At 69.9% G+C, this 22808-nt stretch carries 15 protein-coding genes; 3 read left to right on the top strand and 12 right to left on the bottom strand.

Features of this window, described 5'->3' with window-relative positions; genetic code table 11:
* Positions 1–1266: MobF family relaxase (gene mobF, locus ACWGR4_RS46155; RefSeq protein WP_452131216.1), on the bottom strand; the 1266-nt coding region annotated here is incomplete at its 3' end.
* Between the two features lie 341 nt (positions 1267–1607).
* On the opposite strand from mobF (ACWGR4_RS46155), the gene ACWGR4_RS46150 reads away from it, so the two are divergent.
* Together ACWGR4_RS46150 and ACWGR4_RS46145 are read left to right on the top strand one after the other, a co-directional pair.
* Positions 1608–1988, top strand: coding sequence for a DUF6193 family natural product biosynthesis protein (locus ACWGR4_RS46150; protein WP_452131217.1), 381 nt, complete (start codon positions 1608–1610; stop codon positions 1986–1988).
* A 190-nt stretch (positions 1989–2178) separates the two neighbouring features.
* Positions 2179–2325, top strand: coding sequence for a hypothetical protein (locus ACWGR4_RS46145; RefSeq protein ID WP_452131218.1), 147 nt, complete (start codon positions 2179–2181; stop codon positions 2323–2325).
* Between the two features lie 1214 nt (positions 2326–3539).
* On the opposite strand, the gene ACWGR4_RS46140 is transcribed toward ACWGR4_RS46145, so the two are convergent.
* Complete coding sequence (locus ACWGR4_RS46140; RefSeq protein ID WP_452134332.1) at positions 3540–4823, bottom strand: hypothetical protein; 1284 nt, start codon at positions 4821–4823, stop codon at positions 3540–3542.
* Positions 4824–5424: 601 nt separating this feature from the next.
* Between ACWGR4_RS46140 and ACWGR4_RS46135 the strand changes: the two genes are divergently transcribed.
* Positions 5425–5586: a hypothetical protein gene (locus ACWGR4_RS46135; protein ID WP_452131220.1), complete on the top strand. Its 162-nt coding sequence runs from the start codon at positions 5425–5427 to the stop codon at positions 5584–5586.
* Positions 5587–6447: 861 nt separating this feature from the next.
* Here ACWGR4_RS46135 and ACWGR4_RS46130 read toward each other — a convergent pair.
* The 10 genes from ACWGR4_RS46130 to ACWGR4_RS46085 all read right to left on the bottom strand — a co-directional run bounded on the left by ACWGR4_RS46130 (position 6448) and on the right by ACWGR4_RS46085 (position 22343).
* Positions 6448–7272: a helix-turn-helix transcriptional regulator gene (locus tag ACWGR4_RS46130; RefSeq protein ID WP_452131221.1), complete on the bottom strand. Its 825-nt coding sequence runs from the start codon at positions 7270–7272 to the stop codon at positions 6448–6450.
* Between the two features lie 596 nt (positions 7273–7868).
* Positions 7869–9392, bottom strand: a complete 1524-nt coding sequence (gene mobF, locus ACWGR4_RS46125) for a MobF family relaxase (protein WP_452131222.1) — start codon at positions 9390–9392, stop codon at positions 7869–7871.
* Positions 9393–9593: 201 nt separating this feature from the next.
* Entirely contained in the window at positions 9594–12353 is a 2760-nt protein-coding gene (locus tag ACWGR4_RS46120) for a hypothetical protein (protein ID WP_452131223.1), read from the bottom strand.
* Positions 12354–13341: 988 nt separating this feature from the next.
* The gene (locus ACWGR4_RS46115; protein WP_452131224.1) at positions 13342–14319 is read right to left on the bottom strand and encodes an LPXTG cell wall anchor domain-containing protein; all 978 of its coding nucleotides are present in this window, start codon (positions 14317–14319) and stop codon (positions 13342–13344) included.
* Between the two features lie 1181 nt (positions 14320–15500).
* The gene (locus tag ACWGR4_RS46110; RefSeq protein WP_452131225.1) at positions 15501–16025 is read right to left on the bottom strand and encodes a hypothetical protein; all 525 of its coding nucleotides are present in this window, start codon (positions 16023–16025) and stop codon (positions 15501–15503) included.
* Positions 16026–16820: 795 nt separating this feature from the next.
* Complete coding sequence (locus tag ACWGR4_RS46105) at positions 16821–17768, bottom strand: ParB/RepB/Spo0J family partition protein (protein WP_452131226.1); 948 nt, start codon at positions 17766–17768, stop codon at positions 16821–16823.
* Positions 17765–18520 (bottom strand): ParA family protein, encoded by a 756-nt coding sequence (locus tag ACWGR4_RS46100; protein WP_452131227.1) that lies wholly within the window; start codon positions 18518–18520, stop codon positions 17765–17767. Before ACWGR4_RS46100 ends, ACWGR4_RS46105 begins: the two co-directional genes overlap by 4 nt.
* Before the next feature lie 272 nt (positions 18521–18792).
* Complete coding sequence (locus ACWGR4_RS46095; RefSeq protein ID WP_452131228.1) at positions 18793–20037, bottom strand: ArsR family transcriptional regulator; 1245 nt, start codon at positions 20035–20037, stop codon at positions 18793–18795.
* A gap of 1644 nt (positions 20038–21681) precedes the next feature.
* Positions 21682–21909 (bottom strand): hypothetical protein, encoded by a 228-nt coding sequence (locus ACWGR4_RS46090; RefSeq protein WP_452131229.1) that lies wholly within the window; start codon positions 21907–21909, stop codon positions 21682–21684.
* Between the two features lie 107 nt (positions 21910–22016).
* Positions 22017–22343, bottom strand: coding sequence for an SMI1/KNR4 family protein (locus ACWGR4_RS46085; protein ID WP_452131230.1), 327 nt, complete (start codon positions 22341–22343; stop codon positions 22017–22019).
* Positions 22344–22808 lie beyond the last annotated feature (465 nt).

Below are 22808 nucleotides of genomic sequence, written 5' to 3'. Positions count from 1 at the left end.
GACGAGTTCGCGGATCGCCCGGCTGCCGTGGTCGACCTGGTCGGCGCGGACCCCGGTCGCCCACCCGAGACGGTGGGTGACGCCGTCGAGGACGGTCGAGTTGTACTGCTCGCTGAGGGTGACCTTTGCGGCGTACAGCGCGCGGGCGTCGAGGGAGCGCCACCGCCCGTCGGGGCCGAGGGTCTTGGTGGAGACGATGACGTGGGTGTGCAGGTCCGGGTCGCCGGCGCGGGAGGTGCGGTGCACGAACGCCACCGCGGCGACGCCCTCCGCCTTGACCTGCGCCGCGCCGCCGGCGCCCAGGCGGGTGAACGCCACGTCGTTTTCCAGGCGTTCGATGACGGCGCGTACCGCCTCGTCGTGCGCTTGTTCGAGGGCGAGGCGGGTGGCGTCGTCGCCGGTGACCACGGCCAGGGCCCAGGCGGTGGAGATGCTCTTGGGCGGGGAGAACACGAGGTCGAATCCGGTGACGGCCCGGCGCTCGCCGCGGGTGTCCTCCTCGCGCCAGATCTCGGCCTTGGCGTGCGCGAGCTCGCCCTCGCTCGCGTGGGGGTGGGCGGCGGCGTGCGCGACGAAGCGGGTCTCGGCGCGCTCGGCCACGGTGCGGTGAACGGGGAAGGCGCGACCCAGTTGCAGCCCGTCCACGGCGGCCGCAAGTTCACCGGCGGCGGCGCGGACGAGGACGTCGGCCAGGACCCGCTCGTCGGCGTCGCCGCTCTTCGCCAGGCGGCGGGCGAGGCCCGCGACGCGCCGGGCGTCGGCGGCCCGTTCCTCCGCGCGGACGCGCTCGCGCAGCGTGGCGCGCGCCGCGCCGGTGACGCCGTCGCCTTCGGCGGCCATGCGCTCGTTGACCCGATGGGCGACGTCGGCGCCGGGCAGGAGGTGGTCGACGGCGGAGGGGTGGCGGGCGAGGGCCCGAGCGAGGACGTCGGGGTCGACGGCGGGGGGGCCGCCGGAGCCGAGGCCGGGCAGGGTGCCGGCGGCGGACCCACCATCGTCGAGCAGCGCAACGAGCGCACGCGCGTACTCCCGAACGAACATCGGATGCCGCCCCCGCCCGAACAGATTCCGTATCTGCTCGCGATCGGCCTCCGTCCCCGCGACCCCCAACACCTCGGCCAGCGCCCCGGTCCACACCCCGGGCGGATTGTCGGTGGCGGCGTAGTAGGCCCCGAGATCCTGCCCGAGCCCACGCCCTTCGTCGGCAACGCTCACCGAATCGACCAGGTACTCCCACCCGTTCGGCCCGAGCTTGTGCAGCGTCATCACGGCGCGACCACCCCCGCCCCGCCGCGCCGCCGCGCCTGATCCATCCCCCGAGCCGCCATGGGGCGAGGCTAGAAACCACCAAGGCCCGCCCACCAACGCCCGCATGAGCAGCGGCGTCCGGGCAAGGAGCCGGAGCGCGTTGGGCAAGGAAGCCGACCCGCAGACGGTGTCGCGGGCGAGGGGCGGCGGACGAACGCGGCCAAGCCCTCTCCGAAGCCCGCCGGCCGGCATGGGTCGCGACTGCCGCGGCCTTCAGGGATGGGTGCGGCTCGTTCGAGTGACGACCACGATTGCAGATGACCTTGACCCTGCCCAGCGGTGAGCACCATCGTCGGGCAATGAACTCAGCTGCCGGTCGCAGTCATGACGAGGTGTGGGTCGAGCTGCTGGACAGCCATCGGCCACCCCATTCGGAGGATGACCGGGCATCACCATCGATGTGGTTGCTGCTCCAAGCCGCGGTCGCCGATCCGGTGTTGTCCTCGCTCTATCCGTGGAAGGGCATGAACACCCTGAGCGTGTGCACTTCCGATTCATGGCGTGACCTCGGCACGCAGGGGTTCCCGGGAATCGCGGCCGGTCCCGGCGTGTACTCGGTGATCGCCCACCCGCCGGCCGAGGGCCGCGTCGTTCTGGAGACCGATGATCCCGCTGTCGCGGTGGAGGTCATGGCCCGGGAGGTCCGGAGTCGGCTGATGCGGCGCACGACGGACGGATGACGGCCTCGGTCTGTTGACTGAACGCGGTCGGAGCTTGCCTGGTGATCGAATCGGGCAAGGTCGCCGTGGGAGACGACTGCACGCAGTCGCAGGATGGCTTCGGCTGCGGGCAGGCCCCGGCGGGCGCCCACCTTTGCCGTGCAGCTGGACCACCAATCTCACGGCCACACGGAACCGAGATCAGGGTCCGATGGACGCCGTCGATATCGACCGCGGCGGCGACCACGAACTCTTCGAGCCCGCGTCCGCCGAACACGTTCCCGCAACGGCGCGCCACCACGTCGTGGGCCCGGTCGAAAAAGCCGCGGACGGCCTCGGTGACGGCGAGCCGCCGTAATCCCACCGAGTGTCGGCCGACAGGCAGGGACAGTGCCCGGTCAACGGGATGGACGTGGTCCAGGCCCGGTCTCCGGTGGGCGACCCGGGTGACTCGGACCGTCCCGAACGCGGTGGCCGGCCACGCTCCGGCCCGGTCACAGTCGGGTCGGCACCGGCGCGGACCTGGTGCTCTTCCTGCCGGGCCCGCCGATTCAGGTGGTCCTGCAGCAGCAACGGATCAACAGCGCCCCGAGGATGGGCCCAGTCGAGAACTGACGGCTGTCACGAAGCCGTGCCATACCGACCGAGTCGGCTCAACGCTCCGCCCCCGCCGCGGTACGCAACCGAGCGACCACTTTTCTCCGGTCCTCGACCACCTCGCCACGCGCATGGCCACTGATAGTGCACCAGGTGTGAGGTGTTGGTTGGGGGTGCTTCGGTCGTGTCGGTCGGGGGAGGACGTGGCGAGGGACGGGGCGTGTGCCCCGTCCCTCTATCTCAGGCGATCAGTTGTCGGAGTGCCACATGCAGGTACGCCGGTGCGGCGTGTTCTTCGGGGCGCCGCACTCGGTGCACTCGTCGTTCTCGTCGTACTCGGGGCCTTGAACGCTGTCCATATCTGCCTCCCTTCGTTTGGTCGGACGGCTCCGCCGAATCAGGTCCGGTCGGCCGGTGGATGCGTGGTTTTCGCTTCCGCCGGTCGGCCGGACCTGATACGCCCTTGGGCGTCCGACTGAACGAAGGGAGGCAGATATGGACAGCGTTGGGCCTCCGTTGGACGACGAGAGCGGCGAGTGCACCGGTGCGGCGCCCCGAAGACACGCTGCACTCGGCGTACCTGCATGTGGCACTCCGACAACTGATCGCCTGAGGTGTAGGGGAGGGACGGGGTACGCGCCCCGTCCCTCGCCACGTCCGGAGGAGGCCGACGCGACCGAAGCACCCCGCCCGGCGCAAAGCGCCGGGCGTTCGCCCTGGTCGGGGGCGAGGTCCACCCCACGCCATATCCGGGGCGCTGAACCGTTCACACCCCGCCGACATGATGCCTAGGTGTGACGTTGCCATTCTGATGAGTTGGAGGTGATGGAAACGATGGCCGGCGGTTCACACTCGACGAAGCGGCGGACCGTTGTGACGGCCACTCGTGCCTCGCCACGTCCGCAGGGGGCTGACGCGACCGAAGCACCCCGTCCGGCGCGAAGTGCCGGATCTGGACCGGGCAATGGGCGGGTTTCAGTGGATGAGGCGAACGGCTTCGGAGGGGCTGTCGAGCCACACGGTGTGTTCGCCGGTGATGGTGGCGGTGATACCGAAGCGCTCGGATGTAGGACGGCCCTGGCGAACCCACGTCCGATACGCGTGGGACACCGCGTCCCACAGGCGTCGGGGACCGTACTGCTCGGCTCGATCCGGTTGTTCCAGGTCGATGCGAACCCACGAAATCCCGTCGGACCACCATGCGGTGCGGCCTCCCAGCACGCGCACCCCGAGATGGGGAAGGAGCGTACCTATGCCGAACTCGGCCGATTCCGAAAGGAGATCGTCGAGGTCGTCGTCCACGGCCGTATACGTGGGCTCACACGCCGTGCGGAACCGCCACGCCCGGTCGCTCATGTCGAACGATTGCCGTTGTCTGCGGATCCACATGAATGCGGCGGCATCGATGAAGCGTCCATCGGCCTGGGTACCGTCCTCGGAGACGGTCATGCGTACGAGGCGGGACGAAGTGTAGGTGTTGCGAACGGGGGCCACGATGATTCCCCCGGGACGCGTGTGGGTGATCCATGCGGGAGGGATTCGCCGAACGGCGGCGGTGGCGATCAGGCGGTCGTATCGAGGACCCGAGACCCGGATCTCCCCGTCTCCCAGTACCAGCTTGGGGGCGTATCCGAGACGGTCGAGCGTGTCCTTGGCCATCGAGAACACGGCGGCATCGATCTCGACCGAGGACACCGCCTCGGAACCGAGTCGCGCACAGAGCAGAGCCGCGTTCCATCCCGTACCGGTCCCGATCTCGTGCACCCGGTGCCCCTCGCGGACATCCAGCGCACTCAACATCCTCGCCACGACGGTCGGGCGACTTGTCGAACTCGTGGCAATTCCGGGGCCGGACGACCCGTCGTCGACCTGGGTCACGATGGCCACATCGCTGTTGAGCCTCCCGCGCCACGCCCGCTCGTCGACATCGCGGTCGTATCTCACGCCGTACACGTCGAACGTCGCAGGAACAAACGCCTCACGAGGTACGGCCTCGAACGCCCCACGCCACGACCTGCTCAGCGCTCCGACACTCTCCATGTCGTCCAACAGGCGGGCATAGTCGGAGTCCGTCACACGTCTGACCATGGATTCCTCGTCTCCGGAAGTAACGAACACGGCGACCCTCGGATACCCTCGAAACGCCCCTCTTTGGTCGGACGGGCAAGAGAGCGCGAGACGTGATCGCCGCTCGAAAGGCGGGCCGGGTGTACCCGGCCCGCCTTTTTGACATCGACCAGGACACGGCTGGGATCCCACCCGAAAGCAGACGCCCTCGCGTTGCAGACCGAACCAACCCCCAGCCTATCGAGCGAAAGGCCGGCCATCCCCGCGGAACGGTCACCGGCTCCGAACACGAGCCGAGGCCGGTTTCGGACACGGCTGTCACTCGCCTGGCGACATCCACAACCGATAGACCATTGGCCCCTCCCACATGATGCCTAGGTGTGATGGGTTGGGAATCGCACGGCCCGTCGATTGGTGGAGCAGGAGAGTGACCCTGATTCGCGGCAAGGAGATCTCGAGGTTGATCTTGGACCTCTGAGTGGGATCGGGCTGCTCGGCAGGCCGCTGTGGCGTTCTCGACAGGAATAAAGCGTGAGCGGTCCGAGCGAGGCGGCTGTGTTCGTGACTGGCCCTCTCGCCACCACGCGTACGCCCCGGTGGCCCGATGCGGGGCCGCCGGGAGCGCGCTGCCTTGCCGTTCGCCCTGCTCGGGTAGCCGGCCCGGGAACGACGCGGCGTCTGCGACTCACGCAGGGAGAGTGGGGGTAGGTTACGCGGGCTTTCGAGGCACGAGCTGGGAAATGCGCTGCGGGGACAGGTGAAGGGCGTGCCCTGCGTCTCGGGTGGTCCAACCTTGGGCGATCAGGGTGCGCGCGGCGTGGTCAAGGGCTCGGCGGTGGGCCTCCTCGGCGTGGAGGAGCGTGGCCCGGGCTTCGACAAGGGCTTGGACGGCGTCGTCGGCGTCGGGGTCGGCGGGAGAGAGGCGGACACCGAAAACGACGTCGGGGCCGAGTAGTTCACGGATACGGGTACCGGCGTTGGTCTTGGCTTCGCGCCAGGTGGTGCCGTGGGTGGTGGCGGTGCTCCCGTCGGGCAGTCCGGGGATGGTCACGATCCAGGTTCGTCCGACTCGCGCCGCGGTGGCGTCGTACGTGGGAACGGGGGCTGTGGAGGGCTCGGATGCCGCGGGGCGGTCGTCGGCGACGGGAACGATGGACACGCGGGTGCCTCTCGCTTCACGGGATTGCGTCTTTCGCCGGATTGCGTCTACGGCATGACAGTAATGGCCCCATCCACGACTGTCTAGTCATCTAGTCAATATTGTCCATGCGAGTAGACAGAAATCGAAGTTGTGAAATTTCACCTTTGGTTGTTGGGATTTGCCGTCCTTGGCGACTCCTGGGGACGGTACAAGCCAAGCCCGATGTTGGGACGGGGCCCGTCGACCCGCGGTCGCCCCCGATCGGGTGGCACGTTCGCAGTGTGCCGGTCTCGACGGTGCTCGGGACCTGCGACCTCGGGTCGGGGAATGGGCTGGGATCCGGCCGGACGATGCCGAGAAGAGATTGGTCGACCAGGTCGTCCACCAGGTGCCGGATGCCGGGGCGGCGAGGCGGTCGGGGAGTTGGTCGCATCGATCGCCCCGGTCGGCGGCAACTCGGTGACGCGGCCCGCGATTCGCTCGAGGAGCCTGATCGGGAATGTCGAGGAGCCGTGCGTGAACGAGCGGGTCGCCGAGGATCCTTCGTGCGCTGACGTACGGGCTGAGGGTGTCACGGGGCACCGGCGTCACGCGCGAGCGACCGGCCCGAGTTGACGAGCGTTCGTGGGTGCACCGGACTCCGTCATCGGGGACCGTCCGGGAGGGTGGGCGGTTCTACTCGTCCGCCAGGAGACGGTCGATGTCTTCGTCGCGGTAGTAGTCGGTCTTTCCCACCAGGAGTACCGGGCGAGGCGCGTCGGAGCGGCGCAGGAGGGCCTTGGCGCGTTCGCGATCGCCGTTGAGGAGGAGCGGGATGTCCCGGCGTCCGATGAGGCCGTGTCGGCGCAGGACGGCGGGGGCCAGTTCGTTGAGGTAGCCCAAGGCCACGCGTTCAGTGATGTTCAGCCGCTCGGCCAGGTCGGCGGCGGTCAGATCGTGCTCCTCGCGAACGGTGGTGTCCACGATGGACTCGACGAGTGCCTCCCGTTCCGCGCGTGCTCGGCCGGCGACCTGTTTGGCCTTGCCGGGGCGCTCGAGGTCGTACCAGGTGAACCAGGCGGCCACGGCGGTTGCGTCACGCTTGCGATCCGATCCCGCGGGCGGGAAGGGATGTTCGGGGTGGTCGGCGTACGTCTTGACGAGGTGATGCACCGCGGCGGCCGGCTTGGTTCCCTTGTATCCGCGACGGGCGCCGATCTCGGCGATGGTCAACCGTTCGTTCGGTGTGTGTCGCAGTCCCGGCTCCGTGCGCGCGGGCTCGGGGCCCGGCGAGGGGTTTCCACCGTATGCCTGTGCCCGGCACCAAGCGACGATCTCGTCGCGCCGGTACAGGTGCGCCGTGCCCGGTTCGGACCGTACCGGGGCCGGAAAGTCGGGCAACGTGGTCCAGTTGGCCACGGTGGCCTGTCCACGGCCGGTCAGGGCACGGATGTGCGCGCGGGTGAGGTACTCGGGCAGGTGGGAAACCCGGGCCTCGAAGTCCTCCTCGCTCGCGCTCATTTCGACCTCTCCGCTCCGATGGATCCGGCTCCGCGCCTTTGATCCCTCGTCCGCTCCGGCGCGGATCGCGTGTGTGCGGGTCGTCTGGGGAATTCCCGGGGCGACGTCAGCCTACTGCGTCGCCTTGGGGGATCGAGATGCCTCCGTGGTCTCCTGTTTGGTGGCCTGGGGTCGGCGGTTTGTCCAAGTCAGTCCATCGAGGCTGGTACGGGCCTTGTACCCGTGTCGCCGGCCTTCTTTCCTCTCGGATTCGACACCGCCACGAAGGCGGTGTTGTTCGACGAGACGTCTCGTGTGTCTGTGCTTCGTTGTATGGGTGGTGTCCTCGGGCTGTGGTGGTGAGTACCCGGTCGACGGTGGGGGCACAGATCCTCGCGTACGGCTGGTTCCCGTCCGGCGCTCGTATGTCGTAAATCAACCGTGAGTGCCCCGTTCACGCTGACGTCGCTGCGCGCCTTGCGCGTGTGGAGCTTCGTGGGTCGCCTGTAGGGGGCGCCGGCGGGCCTGGCGGGTCGACTGTTCCGCCGCCGGGAATGCCGACCGCCGATGCGGGGGCTCGCCCGGCCGCGAATTCGGTGGCCACGACATCGGAGCGATCATGGACGGCCCCGTTCAGCGGTTTGAGCTCGCCCGCGCAGGTCGATCCCGATCCCGTGTCGAGAGGGTACGGACGGAGTCGGCCTGCTGGGCGCTCTCGGCGGGGTGGGGGGAATGGCCTCGTGTCGAACGATTCCCAGGAGGGCTTGGTCAGCCAGGCCGTCGACCAGGTGCCGTATGTCCGTCGTGTCGAGGCGGTCGGGGAGTCGGCGGCAGAGTTCGGCGATCAGGTTTGTTCGGGTCCAGGCGTCCCTTGTGGCGTCGAGGGTCGTCATGGCGCGAGTCACGGTCACCTCCGCGTTCGGGTGTTCGGTGTCTTTCGTGCCGATGCGGTGGAGGGTGGCGGTGGGGATGTCGGTCAGATCCAGGCTCAGGTCGGTCAGGGCGGCGACGGCCCAGCGGGCCAACAGTTCGGCGCGGGGGACGGGGGTGCGTTTTTTGTCCTCGCGGCGGAGGAGGGTGATGTGTTGGGCGATGGCGGTGAGTTCGTACGCGGAGGGGTCTCGGCCGTAGGTGGCGGTGAACTTGGCGGCGTAGGCGGTGACTTCGGCGGCTATCGCGCGGCGTCTGGAGGAGAAGCGGGCGCGGAGGGAGTCGGGGATGCCGACGATTTCGCGGGCGCGGCGGTCGGGGCGGGTGGCGAATTCGACGCCGAGGGCGCGGGTGAGGGCGATTTCGGCGGCGCGTTCGCACAGGTGTCCGGCGGCCTGCTTGTGGCGGTGGATGGCGCGGCTGTCCAGGGTGCGCCAGACGCCGTCGTCGGCGTGTACTCGGTTGAGGACGGCGGTGTGGACGTGGAGTTGGGGGTCGTCGTCGCGGGAGGTGTGTTGGGGGAAGGCGGCGACGGTCCAGCGGTGTGCGCCGATCCAGCGGCCGGTGGAGGCTCCGGTGGAGGTGCGTCCGTGGCGGCCGGCGCGGGCGAAGCCGGCGGTGTCCTGGAGGTATTCGAGGCCGGTGTGGATTCCGGTCAGCCAGGCTTGCCAGACCTGGTCGGCGTCGTCGTGGCGGTCGGCGAGTTGGAGGGCGGCGTGGAGGATGGACCAGGATTTGGGGGCGGACCAGGTGAGGTCGAGGTATTTGACGGCGGTGCGGGCCTTGTTGCGGACGCGGGCCTCGATCTGTCGGCGGCGGGCGGGGGTGGCGTCGGGTTCGGCGGCGAGGGCTTCGGTGATGGCGGCGCGGGTGCCGGTGGTGTAGTCGCGGGGGCGGGGGCCGAGGCGGACGGCGTCCCGGGCGGTTTCGGCGGCGGTGGTCCATTCGGGGGTGCCGGGTGGGGCGGTGATGCGGGCGATGGTCTCGGCGAGTTCGGTGCGGCGGCGGGGGTCGATGAAGTGGTGGTAGAGGGCTTCGAGGACGGCGTGGTCGACGGTGCCGTGTAGGCCGAGGTCGGGGGCTCCGCGGCCGAGCCAGTGGCCGGGGGGTTCGCCGGCGATGGCGGCGTCGCGGAGGAAGTAGTGCTCGGCGCCGCGGGCGACCTGTTGGGCGAGGTAGGTGACGTCGCTGCGGGCGGCGATGGTCAACACGGGCGGCTGCCGGGGGTGTTGGCCGGGTGCGGGGTGTTGGGTGTTTCGTGTTTGCTGGTTTGGTTTATTCGGTTTATGTGGTTTGTGTGTTGGATGTTCATGATCGGGAAGGTGCGGGGCCGGTACATGGTGTGACCGAGCGGGGGGCCGGCGGAAGGGCGGCGGGGGTGGGTCGGTCGCCTCGGACCGGGACGGGGCCGGCTACCCGGCCAGCGCGGGTGTGGCGCTGTCGGCGAGTTCCGGGGTGACCGAGGTGACCGGAACGGGCCGTCGGCCGAGCGGCGGTCCGGGAGCGGGCGTCGCGGCCAGGGCCCGGTCGGTTCCGTCCATGACGAGTCGGGCGGTCGACAGGCGCCTGCGTTGGGGTCGGGCCGGAACCTGTGCCGCCGGGGCGACGGTGTGTTCGGTCGCGGGCGTGGTCGTGGCGGTCTCGTTCGTCGGTGGGGGCGTTCCCGGTCGACGCTCTCGGAGCCGCGACGTGCGACCGCTCGGCGGGGAGATCTCTTCGGGTTGCTTCGGTTCGGGCACCGACGGTGTCGGCGGGCGAAGGGCGTCGGCCGACAGGGTGGTGTCGGGGGCGGGCGACGACACGGGGGTGTCGGAGGAGGACGACGGCGGCGCCCCGTCGACCCGCTTGTCGGCGGGCTCGGGAGGCGTTTCCCGCCCTGCGGACCCCCGTTCGAGGATCGAGCGCAGTTGGGCCGACTCGTCGTCGGTGAGGGCGCGGCCCCAGGAGCGTTCGTATTCGCTGGCGATGTCCCGGTGATAGCGGTCGACGTCGATGGCCGGAAGGCGGGCACCGAGCAGGCGCGCGGCTTCCTCGGGATCGCTCGCGAGGGCTCCCAGGTGGCGTGCGCGCAGGCTGTGGGAGCGGGCCTCTTGGCGCAGGCCGGGAATGTCCCCCTCGGGGACGTCCCCGGCTGCGATGCGGGCCTCGATGCCGTGGGCCAGGTCGAAGAAGCGGACCGCGTGGGCGGCGAGGGCGCGTTCCGGGGCACCGTTCGGGTCGAGTGGGGCGGGTGCGTGTTCGCGGATGCGTTCGGTGACCACGACTGCGGGGGTGCCGCGGTCGAGGGTGATGCCGAAGGTGGCCCGGACACGGTCGGTGAGGAAGTCGAGGGCGTCGTCGCGGGCGGGGCCGGGTGCCCAGTCCTGTACTCCGCGCCACATCCAGCCGATCTCGACCGGGCGGGCGTCCTCCCACCAGCGGTGGTCGAGGGCGGATTTGAGGGCGGCTCCGGCCTGGGCGAGGTCGTGTTCGGCGCGGTCGCGGGCGGCCTGGTCGCGGCCGATCTCGGGGATCCGGGCGGCGGTGACGACGACGGGTGCGGTGTCGGGGCGGTCGGCGGGGACGATCTCGACGACGGCGCGGCGCAGGGCGTCGGGGTCGGTGCCGCGGGCGGCGAGGTCGGCGAGGATGCGGCGGCCGACGGTTTCGGGGGTTTCGCGGGCGAGGGCGGTGTGTCGGCCCTGGTCGAGGAGGTGGGTGTGGAGGAGGGGGTCGCGGACGGTGTAGGCCCAGTGGACGGTGGGGCCTTCGGCGGGGGCGGGGTGGCCGCAGTCGATGGCGGGGTTGAGGTCGACGCCGTTCACCGCCGGTGTGGGGAGTTCGATGCCGTGGTGTTGCCGGATCCGGCCGCGCATGTGGCGCAGGATTCGCCCGGCGACGACATCGTGGTGGGCGGACCATTCGACGGCGCGCTGCCAGACGGCGGCGATCTCGCCGGGGTCGGCTTGGCGCCACCAGGAACGCGTGCGGACGTCGCGCATGACCTGGTGTGCGGCGGCGTGTTCGGCGCGGATGTCCCGGACGAGGCGGTCGTGTTCGGGTCCGGTGGTGTGCAGGTGTTCCTTCGCTCGGGCGTCGCGGCCGGCGATTCCCCGTCGGGCGCGTTTCTCCGCGTCGGCGATGCGGGCCAGGACCGTGTCCGGGTCGGGCCGTTGGCGCGGCGGCCGCGGGGCGAAGGGGAGGCGTATGGCCGGCCGTCGGGGCCGGAAGCGGGGTGGGTCGAGGGCGTCGGCCTGGCGGTAGAGGTGGCGGGCGTGGAGTTCGGCGGCGATGCGGAGGTCGTGCAGGGCCTCGCGTTCGAGGCGGCGTTGGGGTGAGGCGGTGAGTCGGGCGGCGGCTCGGGCAACGGCGGTGTATCGGTCCCCTTGGTCGCGGAGATTGCGGAGGTGTTGGCCGGGGTCGTCGGAGGGGATGCGGGGGTCGTTGGCGATGTGCCAGGCGCGGATGAGCGCGTTGTGGTGCCGGAGATGGAGGGAGTCGCGACGTCGGGCACGGTGCCGGCCGCCGACGCGGCCGTCGGCGGATGCGAGAGCGATGCCATTCCAGTGGTTGAACTGGGATCGCGGGGATGGGGGTGGGTCGGTGCGTGGTATCGCGTCACGGGACGCCGGGGTTGGTGCGTCAGCCGGGTGGGCTTTGCCGGCCTCGGGGGTGGTGGGGTTTTCGCTGCCGGCGGGTGACGGGGTTTCGGTCGGCTGGGGGGTGCGGGTCGGTGTCCACGCGGTCGTCTCGACATCGCGGATCGTGGCATCGAGGGCTTCCATGTGGCCGCGTGCGTGGCGCCACATCGCGCGCAGGGCGGCGAGTTCGGAGATGTGTGTCCGGGTGTCGAGTGCGCGGGCCAGGTCTTCGACCGTGGAGACGATGGTGCGGGCGTGGTCGGTGACGACGCGGAGGTCGTCGGCGCCGACGACCGGGGTGTCCGAGTCGTTGGTGAAATCGCCGAGGTGGATCGCGTGCGCCTCTCGGGCGCCGTGGAGTGCGTCGACGAGGGTTTCCCGGAGGCCGCGGACGTGCTCCGGTGTGTCGGAGCGTTCGTCGACGGACTCCCGCCACACGTGTGCGGCGCTGTCGATGCTGCGAGCTCGGGCGTGGGCTTCGTCCCGGGTGGCGTAGGGGGCGGGTTCGTCCGGTTCGGGGTTGGTCGCGGGGGGATCCGCGTCGGCGTGCACGGAGTTCGGCTCCGAGTCGGGCGGGGTGGTATCCGGGGGCGGGGGCTCGGGGTCGTCGGGAGGTGTACCGGCACTGTCGGACGCCGAAGTGGGCGGGGCGGGCTCCGGGTTCGGCGGTTGGTCACCCGAGCCGCCGTGGGCGAGGGGTTGGCGGGAGGCGGCCGCTTGCGGGGCGGCGTCGTCCGAAGGCTCGATGTCGCCGGCGTGCGCTGGGAGCGGGACCTCGTGCCCGGGAGGATCCGGAGCGGGACTCCGCGCGTCCGGGTGGGGGGAGGATGCCGGCGGACGGGGATCCCGATCCTCGCGCGCCTCCTCGGGGATAACGCGGTAGGCGGGATTTCGTTCGAGGTATGCCTGCACCTGGACCAGCGCGGCACTCGGCCGATCCGACGGCGGTACCCATGCCTGCGGACCGTCGGCCGACGGCGAGAAACCCTGCGTACGCAAGGCGGCTTGGAGCTCGACATCCGCAGGATCGACACCGTAGACGCCGCCATTCCTCCCGAGGCGAATCGCGATCTCCACGGCTGTACCCGTCCTAGGCTCGGGCATGGTCACACCCACTCACGTGCTGCCCCCCGGGAGATCGCCGTCATCTGCCGGAAGGTGCGCCCAAGTCGCGCGCTGTGACACGGGAAACGAGGACGACGGGAGCAAAGTCCGCCGGCACTGCCGATACCAGGGCAGCCCCACGACGCGTCCAGCCGGAGACCGGAGAGTTCGGAGGAGCGGTTCGATAGCGAGCCGGAGCGTGGGATTCACGGCGTTGCACCATGGAGCCGGCGCCGTGCGCGGGCCTGGGCGGTGGGATCGATCTTCGTATTCGTGGGCGGGAGGTCGCGCGGGTGGGGCTTCGATGTGGTTACCAGAGCGCGGCGACACGGCGTCGACGGGCCGAGGCCCGCGACTCCTGCGGATCGTCCCTGCCCCGTTCCCGGGGCGGGCCGATGGTCGAAAGTCCGATCGGCGGCCGCCCCGGGGGTTGTTGCTACGCCTGGTGGGCGCGGCGGCGGTTGCGGGCGAAGAGGGTGCCTCCGGCACCCGCGACGAGGAGGATGCCCGCTCCGACTGCCAGCATCGTCGTGTTGTCGTTGTCGGCGCCGGTCTCGGCGAGCTCGCGGCCCTTGGCCGGAGGTGCGGGGGTGGCGGCCGTCCCGCCGGTGCCGGCGGGTGTGGTCGGGGCCGTGGTGGCGGTGCCGATGTTGTAGGTGTAGACGGTGCGGTCGACGTTGTCGGCGGGGGTGTGGTCGGTGAGCTTGCCGGTGATCCGGCTCTCGACGATCTGTTCGTTCCCGGTGAGGGTTCCGCGCAGGCGGACGGTCCTGGGCATGTCGCCGATCCGTTCGGTCTTGTGGCAGGTGACCGTCGTTTTGGCGGTGTTCAGTTGGCAGCCCTCGGGGGCTGCGGCGAAGGTGATGCCCTTGACTGCGGTGACGGTGACCGTGGCGTCGTTCTCCTTGCCGGTGCGGTCGGCGTACTCGACCGTGTAGTCCTTCGTGATGCTGCCGTCCGCCGCGTGGACGATCTCCTTCGGGTTGGATACCCACAGGTTCGAGGCGATGATCGGCTTGCCGTAGGTGAATTCGAGCGTGCCGCGGGCCTCGCCCGTGACGGCCTTCGCGATCAGGGTGACCTTCTGTCCTTCGAGGCCTTCCTCGGTGCCGACGGGAATGACGACCTTCCCGCTCGGCCCGGGGGTGCACCTCGGGGTGTGGGCGCCGGGAGTCTCGGCGTGGCACTCCTCCGGGAGGGACCAGCCGAACGAGGTCTTCCCCGTGCCCTCGGTGGACAGGTCGAACGGTGCCGACGTCGTGATGGTGGCGACGGCGTCGCGGCCGCCGGGAATGATGGTGGTGGAGTCGGCGGTGATGGTGATGCCCGCCGCCGCACCCGCGGTTCCGGCTCCGATCAGCGGCGCGGCCAACAGCAGACCTCCTGCGGCACCGAGCCCAACGGTTCTCTTCACGCGTGAACGCGACATGTGATGGTTCCCACCCCTGGTGAACGAACGACGCCCCGCAGACGCGGCATTCGACGCGTTCGAGAGGGCATGCCTAACACAGCCATCCAACCCGTGTGTCAGCGGGTGTACATCGGCTGCCTCCAGGATCGGTGCGTATCGAATGCCGGGCTGCGCTGACTGAGGGAGCGCCCTCGGAACACGAAGTGGGGGACTTCTTCACCGCGCCGGCCGCCGTGGTGCTCCCGAACGGTTCACCCCCACGCGTGTGGGGACTTCTCCAGTGACGTCGCCCAAAATTTGTACTTGAGCGGTTCACCCCCACGCGTGTGGGGACTTCTGTCCGGGTCGCCCCGTCGGGCCCTCGCCGCACGGTTCACCCCCACACGTGTGGGGACTTCCGCAGCGGGGATCCCGAAGTGGGGCCGTGGATCGGTTCACCCCCACGCGTGTGGGGACTTCTCTTTCTGACCTGCGGGTTCTCTGGGGCTTTGCCGTTTCGTGATGAAGATTGGGCAATTGAGGCAGAGAGCCTTCCTAAATGCGGTCTGATCAGGGCTTTTGGGCGGCTCTCATCTACGAGCGGTTCCAGTCTCACAGTTACGCGCAGTGTCTTCGTGACCTTCGTTGCGATTGTGCTGATCGTCGGGTGGTTCCGTGGTCTCGCAGGTGTGGTGGACAGCGTCTCGGATCCGGGCTGATGCACCGCACGACCCCAGCCCTTGGGTGCTTTGAGCGTGGCGGTAACAACTTCACTCTGATGGGTCGTTTAGGGCGCGCGCCTCCTGCTGAGCGTGGGGCCTTTGACGGTGCGTCATTTCGGGGGGATGGGGCGCCAGTCGGTGAGGAGGTCTGGGGGTGGGTGTGGGTCGTTGTGGGTTGTTCGGGTTTCGGACAGGGCTATGCGGACGCGTTGCCAGGCGCCTTCGAGGGCTCTGGCACCGATGGGGAGGCCGGCGGGGCGTAGGGGGCCGCCGGCGCGGTGGGGGACTGTGGTGACCCATAGGGCGTGGACGGAGCCGCCTTCGAGGGCGGTTGTGAGGCGGGTGCGTTCGTGGGTCCAGGCTCGGAGGGCGCGGGTGGTTCGGGGGTCCAGCAGTGCGGTCTGGGGTGGGTCGGGGGTGCCTCTCCCGGGGGTCTGGGTGTGATGCGGGCGTGGGTGGGTTCGTCGGTGAGATCGTGGATGGTCATGGCCGCGATCTCACCGATGCGAGCCCCGGTGTCGATGACGACTCGGACGAAGGCGTGGGTTCGTACCCAGAGGGCGGGGGTGACGCGGTGGGGGCGTGGGCCTTCGAGGAGGGTCGTACAGCGGTGGTGAAGGAGGTTCGCGTCGAGGTGGGGGCGGGCCTGTTGGCGGGGGTGGGGCGTCGTGTCCAGGGGATGTTCGCCCATTGGGCCAGGGCGTGTAGGGAGGCGGCCGCGGCTCGGATGGTGGCGGTGGATCCGCGGCGGTTTCCGGTGGCGGTGGCGCGGCGGCGGCGATCGCCTCGGGCGACGGCGTCGAGCCAGACCTGGCATGTCGAGGAGTCGAAGAGCGCGGTGGCGGGGGCTGCGGCGCGGCTGCCGTGGGCTTGGTCGACGTAGGTCAAGAGGTCTTCGAGGAAGGTGATGCGTTGTCGCAGGGTGGCCGCGCCGATCGTGCCGTCGTCGTGTTGCTCACGCAGATCGGTGAGGAATCCGTCGATGACGTCGCGGACTCGGGGGCTCATGGGCTGCACTTTATGCGGCGGGTTCGGCCTTGTGGGTTGCTGCCGCGCCGTAGGCGTGACGAGGGGTAAGGCGTTGAGTTTCGTTGCGGGGTGTGTGTCACTCCCCCGGACCTGCCGCCTTCTGTTATTACGATTTCGTGTATCGAGGTGGGTCGCCGGTGGGGCGGGTGGATCCTGGCGCACGGCTTTGACCTGCGGCTTTACCTCTAGCCCAGGGCTTGCCCGTGCCTTGCCCGCGCGCTCATTACGGCGTAATGAACGCGCTCTGTGGTGGGTTCGGGCGGCTCCATCGCGGTTCATTACGCCGTAATGAAGGCGCGGGTCGGGCGCTGGCGTCGCGGCGCGTGGGCGCTGGTTCCGGGGGAGTCATTACGCCGTAATGACGGGGGCGTTGCTCCGCAGGTGGCTGGGTCGCTGGGTGGCCGCGACCACTCCCCCGGGTCGCGCGTCTTCATTACGGCGTAATGAACCGCGAGACGTTGGAGCCGGTCCTCGGCAGATCGTTCATTACGGCGTAATGAGACGGACGGCCCGCGCGGGAGCCGCGCAAGCGATGATCGCGTTCGGCTTCGGCATCCCGGAGCCGTCACAGGCTTCGGGATCGGTACGGGTTTCGATCGAGGCTTGCATACGGGCGCGCTGGGGTCGACGGCTCTTCGAGGTGCCCCTCCCCCGCTCCCCTGGTCGCCGGGTTTCATTACGCCGTAATGAGACCGGCCCGGAGCGGTCGCGGGGAAACGAACCGGGGCTCGCTCATTACGGCGTAATGAGCGAGCCCCGGCGGTGTCGTGGGTGTCAGCGGGCGACGCGGGTGAGGAGGAGTTCCACGAGCTTCTCCAGGTCTTCCGCGGACAGGTACTGCTGGAGGGACGCCGCCAGGTCGGCGGGCGGGCCGAGTCGGATCACCCGGGAGTGGTCGGTCCGAGGCTGTGGTGCGGCCGGGGGTTCGTTACGTTCCGCGGGTGCTGGTGTCGGGACCGCCTTCGGTTTCATTACGCCGTAATGATCCTGGGCGGTCCGCGCGGCAGCGGTCTGCTTCTCCGGTGCCATCCGTCCGATCCTGCGGGCGTCCTCGACCTTGAGTTCGCCGTTGCGGAGCAGGTTCTGCAGCTCGGGGAGCAGGCCGAGGAGCGCGATGCGCTGGGAGACCCATCCCTGGGACTTGGACAGTCGTTTGGCGACCTTGTCCTGTGAGCCGTGGATGTCCAGGAGTTCCTGGACGGCCTTGGCCTCCTCGAGGGGGGCGAAGGCCTTGCGGTGGATGTTCGCGACGAGCGCGGATTCGAGGATCCCGGTCGCGCTGGTCGCGAGGCTGTCGTCGACGACGCTGTTGAGGCTGACGAGTCCGGCCCGTTCCGCAGCGAGTAGGCGCCGGTTGCCGTCGACGACGACGTAGCGCACGCCGGTGTCGAAGGTGTGGTCCAAGTCGGGGTTGGCTTCGCGGTAGGCGCCGACGGTGACCACCGCGGCGGCCTGGAGTTGGCCCTTCTCCAGGATGCTGTCGGCCAGGTCCGCCACGTCACCGAGGGTCTCGCGGGGGTTGGCCGGGTTGTACGCGAGCTGGGTCAGCGGGATCGCGAACGGAGCGCCCTCCGCAGCGGGGGGTGTGGGGTTCGGGATCGGTGGTGCGGCGAGTGTCTCGGCCGCGGTGGTTGCCGGTGTGGGTGGGCGCGGTGTGGCGCCCTCCCCCGTTTTCGGCGGCAGCAGGGTGGCCAGCGAGCGTTGGCGTTTGGACGCTGTCATGCGCTGGCGGCGATCTCGTCGAGGCGTCGGGTGGCGCCGCCCAGGCCGAGTTCGAGGGCGAGGCGGTAGAAGTCCTCGCGGGCCTCGAGGGAGATCCTGTTGCGGGGGTACTGGGTGACGACTCGGCTCTCGGCCGCCGCCTTGGCGTGGATCTTGTAGTGGCGGACCACGGTCTGGGTCCGCCACCAGCCCTGGCTGTCGACGAAGGTGCGGGTGTCCTCGAGGTCGGCGAGGCCGTCGCGGGGGTCCCAGTTGTTGACGACGACGGTGTAGGGGAGCCCGCGCGGTTTGACGATGTTCTCGATCGTGTTGGCCGTCGGGAGGAAGGACATGCCTTCGGGTTCGATCGGCACGATCACGTCGTCGGCGGCCGACAGGACCGCGCGCAACGCGGCGCCGGCGCGGCCGTCGCCGAGCGGGTCGCCGTCCGGGCCGGGTTCGTAGTCGGTGGAGTCGGGCCCCAGCCAGCCGGGGGTGTCGACGAAAATGTGCTGGTAGCCGCCGATTTCCTTGAGGCGCGCGAGCTGGTGCGGTTCGCGGTGGGCCTGGACGAAGTCGAACGGCAGGTCGTCGCCGACACGTTCGGCCCACCAGGTGGTGGATCCCTGGGGGTCGATGCTGACGGCGAGGACCGGCGGTGTCTCCATATTGGGCCGGCTCAGGACGTCGGCGGTGACGGCCGCGAGGTTGACGGTCAGGGTGGACTTGCCAACCCCGCCCTTCTGGTTCAGCAGAACATGAACTTTTGCCACGGGTACTGCCCTTTCGGTCTGATTCCCCGGTGCCCTGCACGCCTTGGTGCGGGCGCGTGAGCGGGACGAACTATGCCATGTCAGCGACTCACGATCGTGGAGGACCTCGCTGTTTTGTCCGAGCCCCGTCATTACGCCGTAATGAATCGCCCGAACGGTCGCGTTCCGGCACGGCCGAAGGAGTGGTTCATTACGCCGTAATGACGCGGCTCGGCAGCGAGTTCGGGTGGCGGGTCGGGCGGTGGGCCCGACGCCCCGGGGCCGGTCGCTTATTACGCCGTAATGAAGGCCGGTGCTCGTCTCGCGGCCCGGGCCGCGCGGGCGCGGGCTACCGCCGCCGCGTGGACGGCGTCGCTTCGAGTCCGGTCGTGGGACGCCGACTCGACGGGCAGGACCGCGTGGAACTCCCCTTCGGGCTCTCGCCATCGGGGTTGGGCGACGGTGTATCCGCCGCGTCCACTCCCCCGTTTCGTCGTGTTGGCGGGCGGGTTGCGACGTGTGGCGCCGGAACGCACGGCGGCCAGCCAGGCCGACGCGTGTGCGCGGATCGTGGCGCGGACCGGCGCGAAGTCCTCGCGTCTGTCCTCGGTGGCCACGGCGGCCTCCCGGTCGGCCGCCATGCGTTCGCGGAACTCTCGTTGTTGCCTGAGCCGAAGGTCGTTCTCGTGCCGCCGGGTTCTGGCCTGTGCGACGGAGGGGGGTTCGGGCCACACCGCGGTCGCGCCCTCGAGGCGGGCCCGGAGCCAGGCGACGGGGAAGAGCACCAGCAACGGCAGCGGCGAGACCGTCAGCCAGGCCACGACGTCCCCTACGGTCCATCCCCTGTCGGCCACCCCGCGCAGTGCCGAGGCGAGTCGTCCGACGCGCTCCCGGGCGACGAGCAGAACCCGGGAACGGACATGGCGCGCCAGCTCCCAACGCCTCCACCGCCGGGTGCCGGGTCGTGGGTCGAGGCGCCGCCGTCCGGCCTTGCCGGGGCCCGCCGTTGCGCCCCGCTCGCGCGTACGCCCGTGCGTGCCCGCGCGGTTGAGCCCATCGTCAACGTAGGTATCGGGATCAAGGTGGGGAACGGGGTTTGGTGGGGTATCCGTGTGCGGCTCATCGATCGTCGCCGCCAGGACCGGGCCGCCGTTCATGGAGGAGGGCGCGGGGGTCGTTTCGGTGGCGGGGGAGGAGTTGGCGTCGAGAGCGTACAGGGCCTCCAGGTGGGCCAGTTCCCGCTCGTCCCACGCGGCCGGGATTGTGGCGGCGTACTCGGCCGCCAGGCGCACGCCGCCGGGGCAACGGGTGCCGCGGGCGACGTGTTCGAGCAGTCCCGCCTCGCGCAGCCACCGCAGGTGCCGCCGCACGCTGGGGAGGGATAGGCCGGTGGCGGCCATCAGGCGGGCGTGTCCGGGGCGGATGTCGCTACCGTCGTCGTGATCCGCGTACGCGCACAGCGCACGGGCCAACGTCAGGGTCGTGCCGTTGAGTCGGGGATGCAGGCGCACACGAATGGCCCACTCGACGATGGGCATCCATCCCCGTGCACCCCCCGAACAAGCCCGGAATTGTGGGGTATGCGGCTTTTTATAGTGCGCGACACGCGAACGAAGTTGCACCAGGGCGTGCGTGGCGCCACGAGTGTGCATAGACTCTGGCACGCAGGACCTCCTCGTGAGGGCATGCAGAAGCCCCGTATTCGCTCGGTTGTGAGCGGGACTTCGAGCAAAAGCTGGAAGTAATTGGGTTCACGTACGACGCCTGGTCGGTCTGGTAGCCGGACAGGGACGGACGTCGGCCCTCCCGGGTGGTGCTGGGAGGCCGTACGAAAGCGACCCGCGACCCTGGCAGGTTGCGGATAGCACAAAAAGCGGACCGCCTCCGGTGCTCAGGAGACGCCGCTCGAGGAAGTTAGATCACGATCGCCCCCTTCGTTGAGAGGGAGCGGACACGGATCCGCAACAGCAGGGCCCGCCGGACATCAAGCGCCGAGAAAGCGCGGCGTGTCATTGGCGGGCTCTTGTGCATCGGGGGGTGTCTGCCGGTACTCTCGTTCATGTCGACGGGTTTCTTTCTACGGTTAGTCGGCCGCGCCCCCGGGGAGTTGCACCTCCTGGCAGGGGGCTTCTTCATGTCCCGGTGAGACTTCCGTTACTCACCGACGTTTCAGGGGAACCCTAGTCCCTTCGGGGGGCCCGGTGCGAGAACACGGGAAACTCGCCGGTCGGCGTGTCGTTCCGTTCGAGCGGGCGGGTGTCAAGGCCGTGGCGGTGTGAACTTCCGCCATCCGGTGGGAGGTTGTCGGGGGCTCTCGCGGGTGCATGTCCGGGGAAGGTGACCGGGGTAAGCCGGTTGTGACGTCTCGCGGGTGAATCTTTTCCGGGACGGTGCGGCGAAGTTCCGGCTGTCCGGCCTTCGTTGCGATCGCGTGCCCTCGCCGGACATGTCCCCGCGGACACGACCTCGGCCGTGGCCGGCGTGTCCGGACACGACCGCGACACCGACGCCGTGTCCGGCGGACATGGCCGGCGAGGTGTGTCGTGTCGCGTGTCCGTCCGGCGGCGTCTTGGACGGTGTCCGGACACGACGTGCGGCATCGGACACGCGTGTCGTCCCTCGTGTCCGATGCCAGTGTCGTGGCGGGCGACTTCCGTCGAGTCGGGGTCCGAAGCGGACATGGCCGGTCGGACGGCGGGGCGACACGCGTGTCCGACCGGCGAGTTGTACGACCCGCGTAGGCGTCGACGGCGCGACACGACGTCGGGGTGCTTCGCGCGTATGTCCACGTACGGGGCGGTCAGGGCCCGTGTCCGGTGCCTGGTGTCCGATGTCCGGCCACGGGTCAGGGAGTCTCCGGTGGCGTCCGGTCACGATGGACGTGACGGGCGCCCGAGCATGGCGTTGTCCGGCGAGGGTGTCCGACGGCCGTCGCATCCGTTCTCGGGAGTTCGGCGTGCGACACCGTCGGGGAGCCGGCCGCCGGACCCCGGCGTCGGACACCACAGCTGTCGGACACCGTGACCGGACAGCCGTCGGCTCGTCGTCCGGTGACCGACCTCGTCGGCCACGAGGACGTTCGGTCATAGGCGGGTTCGCGGTGTCGTGTCCGGGCGGCCGGCCCTCGGCGGCCTTGTCGTCGACGCGGTCGGGCGCCGCATGACGAGCCGACGGCTGTCCGGTCACGGGCTCGGGTGGTATTCGTCCCAGGAGACCTCCCTGGCTCGTTCGACGGATTCGTCGGAGGTGAACCGGTGCCTCGTGAAGTGCTTTGCGAGTGAGTAGGGGTGGTGGGGGTCGGTCAGCATCCGGTGGACGAACTCCGCCGAGGAGCAGTCGAATCGCTCCCAGGGGTCCCATGCGTCGCCGCGCGCGAAGATCGGCCACCGTTCCGGGTCCGGATCCTCCACGAGCCGGCAGAAGGAGTGTTCGGCCGCGGTTGTGGCCCATTGCAGGAGCCGTGCTGCGGGGCGATCTGGGGGCGTGGGGTCGGCGAACTCGTTGTGGTCCGCGACGATCAGGTCGAGGTCCGCATGGCGGAGCCCGGCACACAGAGGTCGAAGTTGTCGTCGAACGTGCCCGCGCCGAAGGTCTCGGCCAACTGCTTGTAGTCCCGGGGAAGACGAAGGCCGAGACTTCGCTCCACGGATGTCCAGTCGATGATCCGGGGTTTTTCGTTCCAGCCGGTCAACACGGCCAGATCCTTGGCCCACGACGAGCCTGTGGGTCGCACCGGGTCCAAGGGGGCGCGGACGGCCACGAAATGCACGGTGGTGGGGAGGGTGAGGTCGTCGTCGGTGGTGCTCTCGAGCAGGCCGATGCCGAGCCGGCTCCGACGGTCCATCCGTACATCTCGACGGCTCGGTCGACGAGGACGTCGGCCAGTGGCGGTCCCGGCAGGTATCCGAGTGATGGGTTCGTGAAGCCGTCGGCGGCCACCGTCCTGGGCGGTCCGAGCCGCGAGCGGAGTGTGGCCACGACGGCGTCGAGGGCGGCGGGTTCGCGCTTGCCGGGGGCGAGTTCGACCATGTCGTAGCCGCAGCCGCGGTCTTCTCCTCCACTCGCCGGCAACGGGCGGGCCAAGAGGTCTTCGATCGCGGCGAGAAGAGCAGCGCTGTCCACGCCGCGAGTAGACCTCACGGGGCGGACACGCGGGCTGCCGGCCTGGGCGGGCAACGGATGACGCGACGACGACACGATCGGCGGGTTGGTCCCGATCATCCGCCGAATCCGGCGAGGTGCGTTGCGGCCACGGCCGCGCGGCCTCCCGACCACCGGGCCTGGGCCTCGTCAACAGGACTCGGGCGGA

It is taken from the genome of Embleya sp. NPDC055664 (assembly GCF_053618075.1).
The sequence above is the reverse complement of the archived record's forward strand: the minus strand, read 5'-3'. Positions and strand labels throughout refer to the sequence as shown.

Excerpts from the sequence above, each read along its gene's own strand:
- ACWGR4_RS46150 (WP_452131217.1), top strand. The coding sequence starts at position 1,608 with ATGAACTCAGCTGCCGGTCGCAGTCATGACGAGGTGTGGGTCGAGCTG.
- ACWGR4_RS46145 (WP_452131218.1), top strand. The coding sequence starts at position 2,179 with ATGGACGCCGTCGATATCGACCGCGGCGGCGACCACGAACTCTTCGAG.
- ACWGR4_RS46130 (WP_452131221.1), bottom strand. The coding sequence starts at position 7,272 with ATGAGCGCGAGCGAGGAGGACTTCGAGGCCCGGGTTTCCCACCTGCCC.
- ACWGR4_RS46110 (WP_452131225.1), bottom strand. The coding sequence starts at position 16,025 with ATGAGCCCCCGAGTCCGCGACGTCATCGACGGATTCCTCACCGATCTG.
- ACWGR4_RS46105 (WP_452131226.1), bottom strand. The coding sequence starts at position 17,768 with ATGACAGCGTCCAAACGCCAACGCTCGCTGGCCACCCTGCTGCCGCCG.
- ACWGR4_RS46095 (WP_452131228.1), bottom strand. The coding sequence starts at position 20,037 with ATGCCCATCGTCGAGTGGGCCATTCGTGTGCGCCTGCATCCCCGACTC.
- ACWGR4_RS46085 (WP_452131230.1), bottom strand. The coding sequence starts at position 22,343 with ATGGACCGTCGGAGCCGGCTCGGCATCGGCCTGCTCGAGAGCACCACC.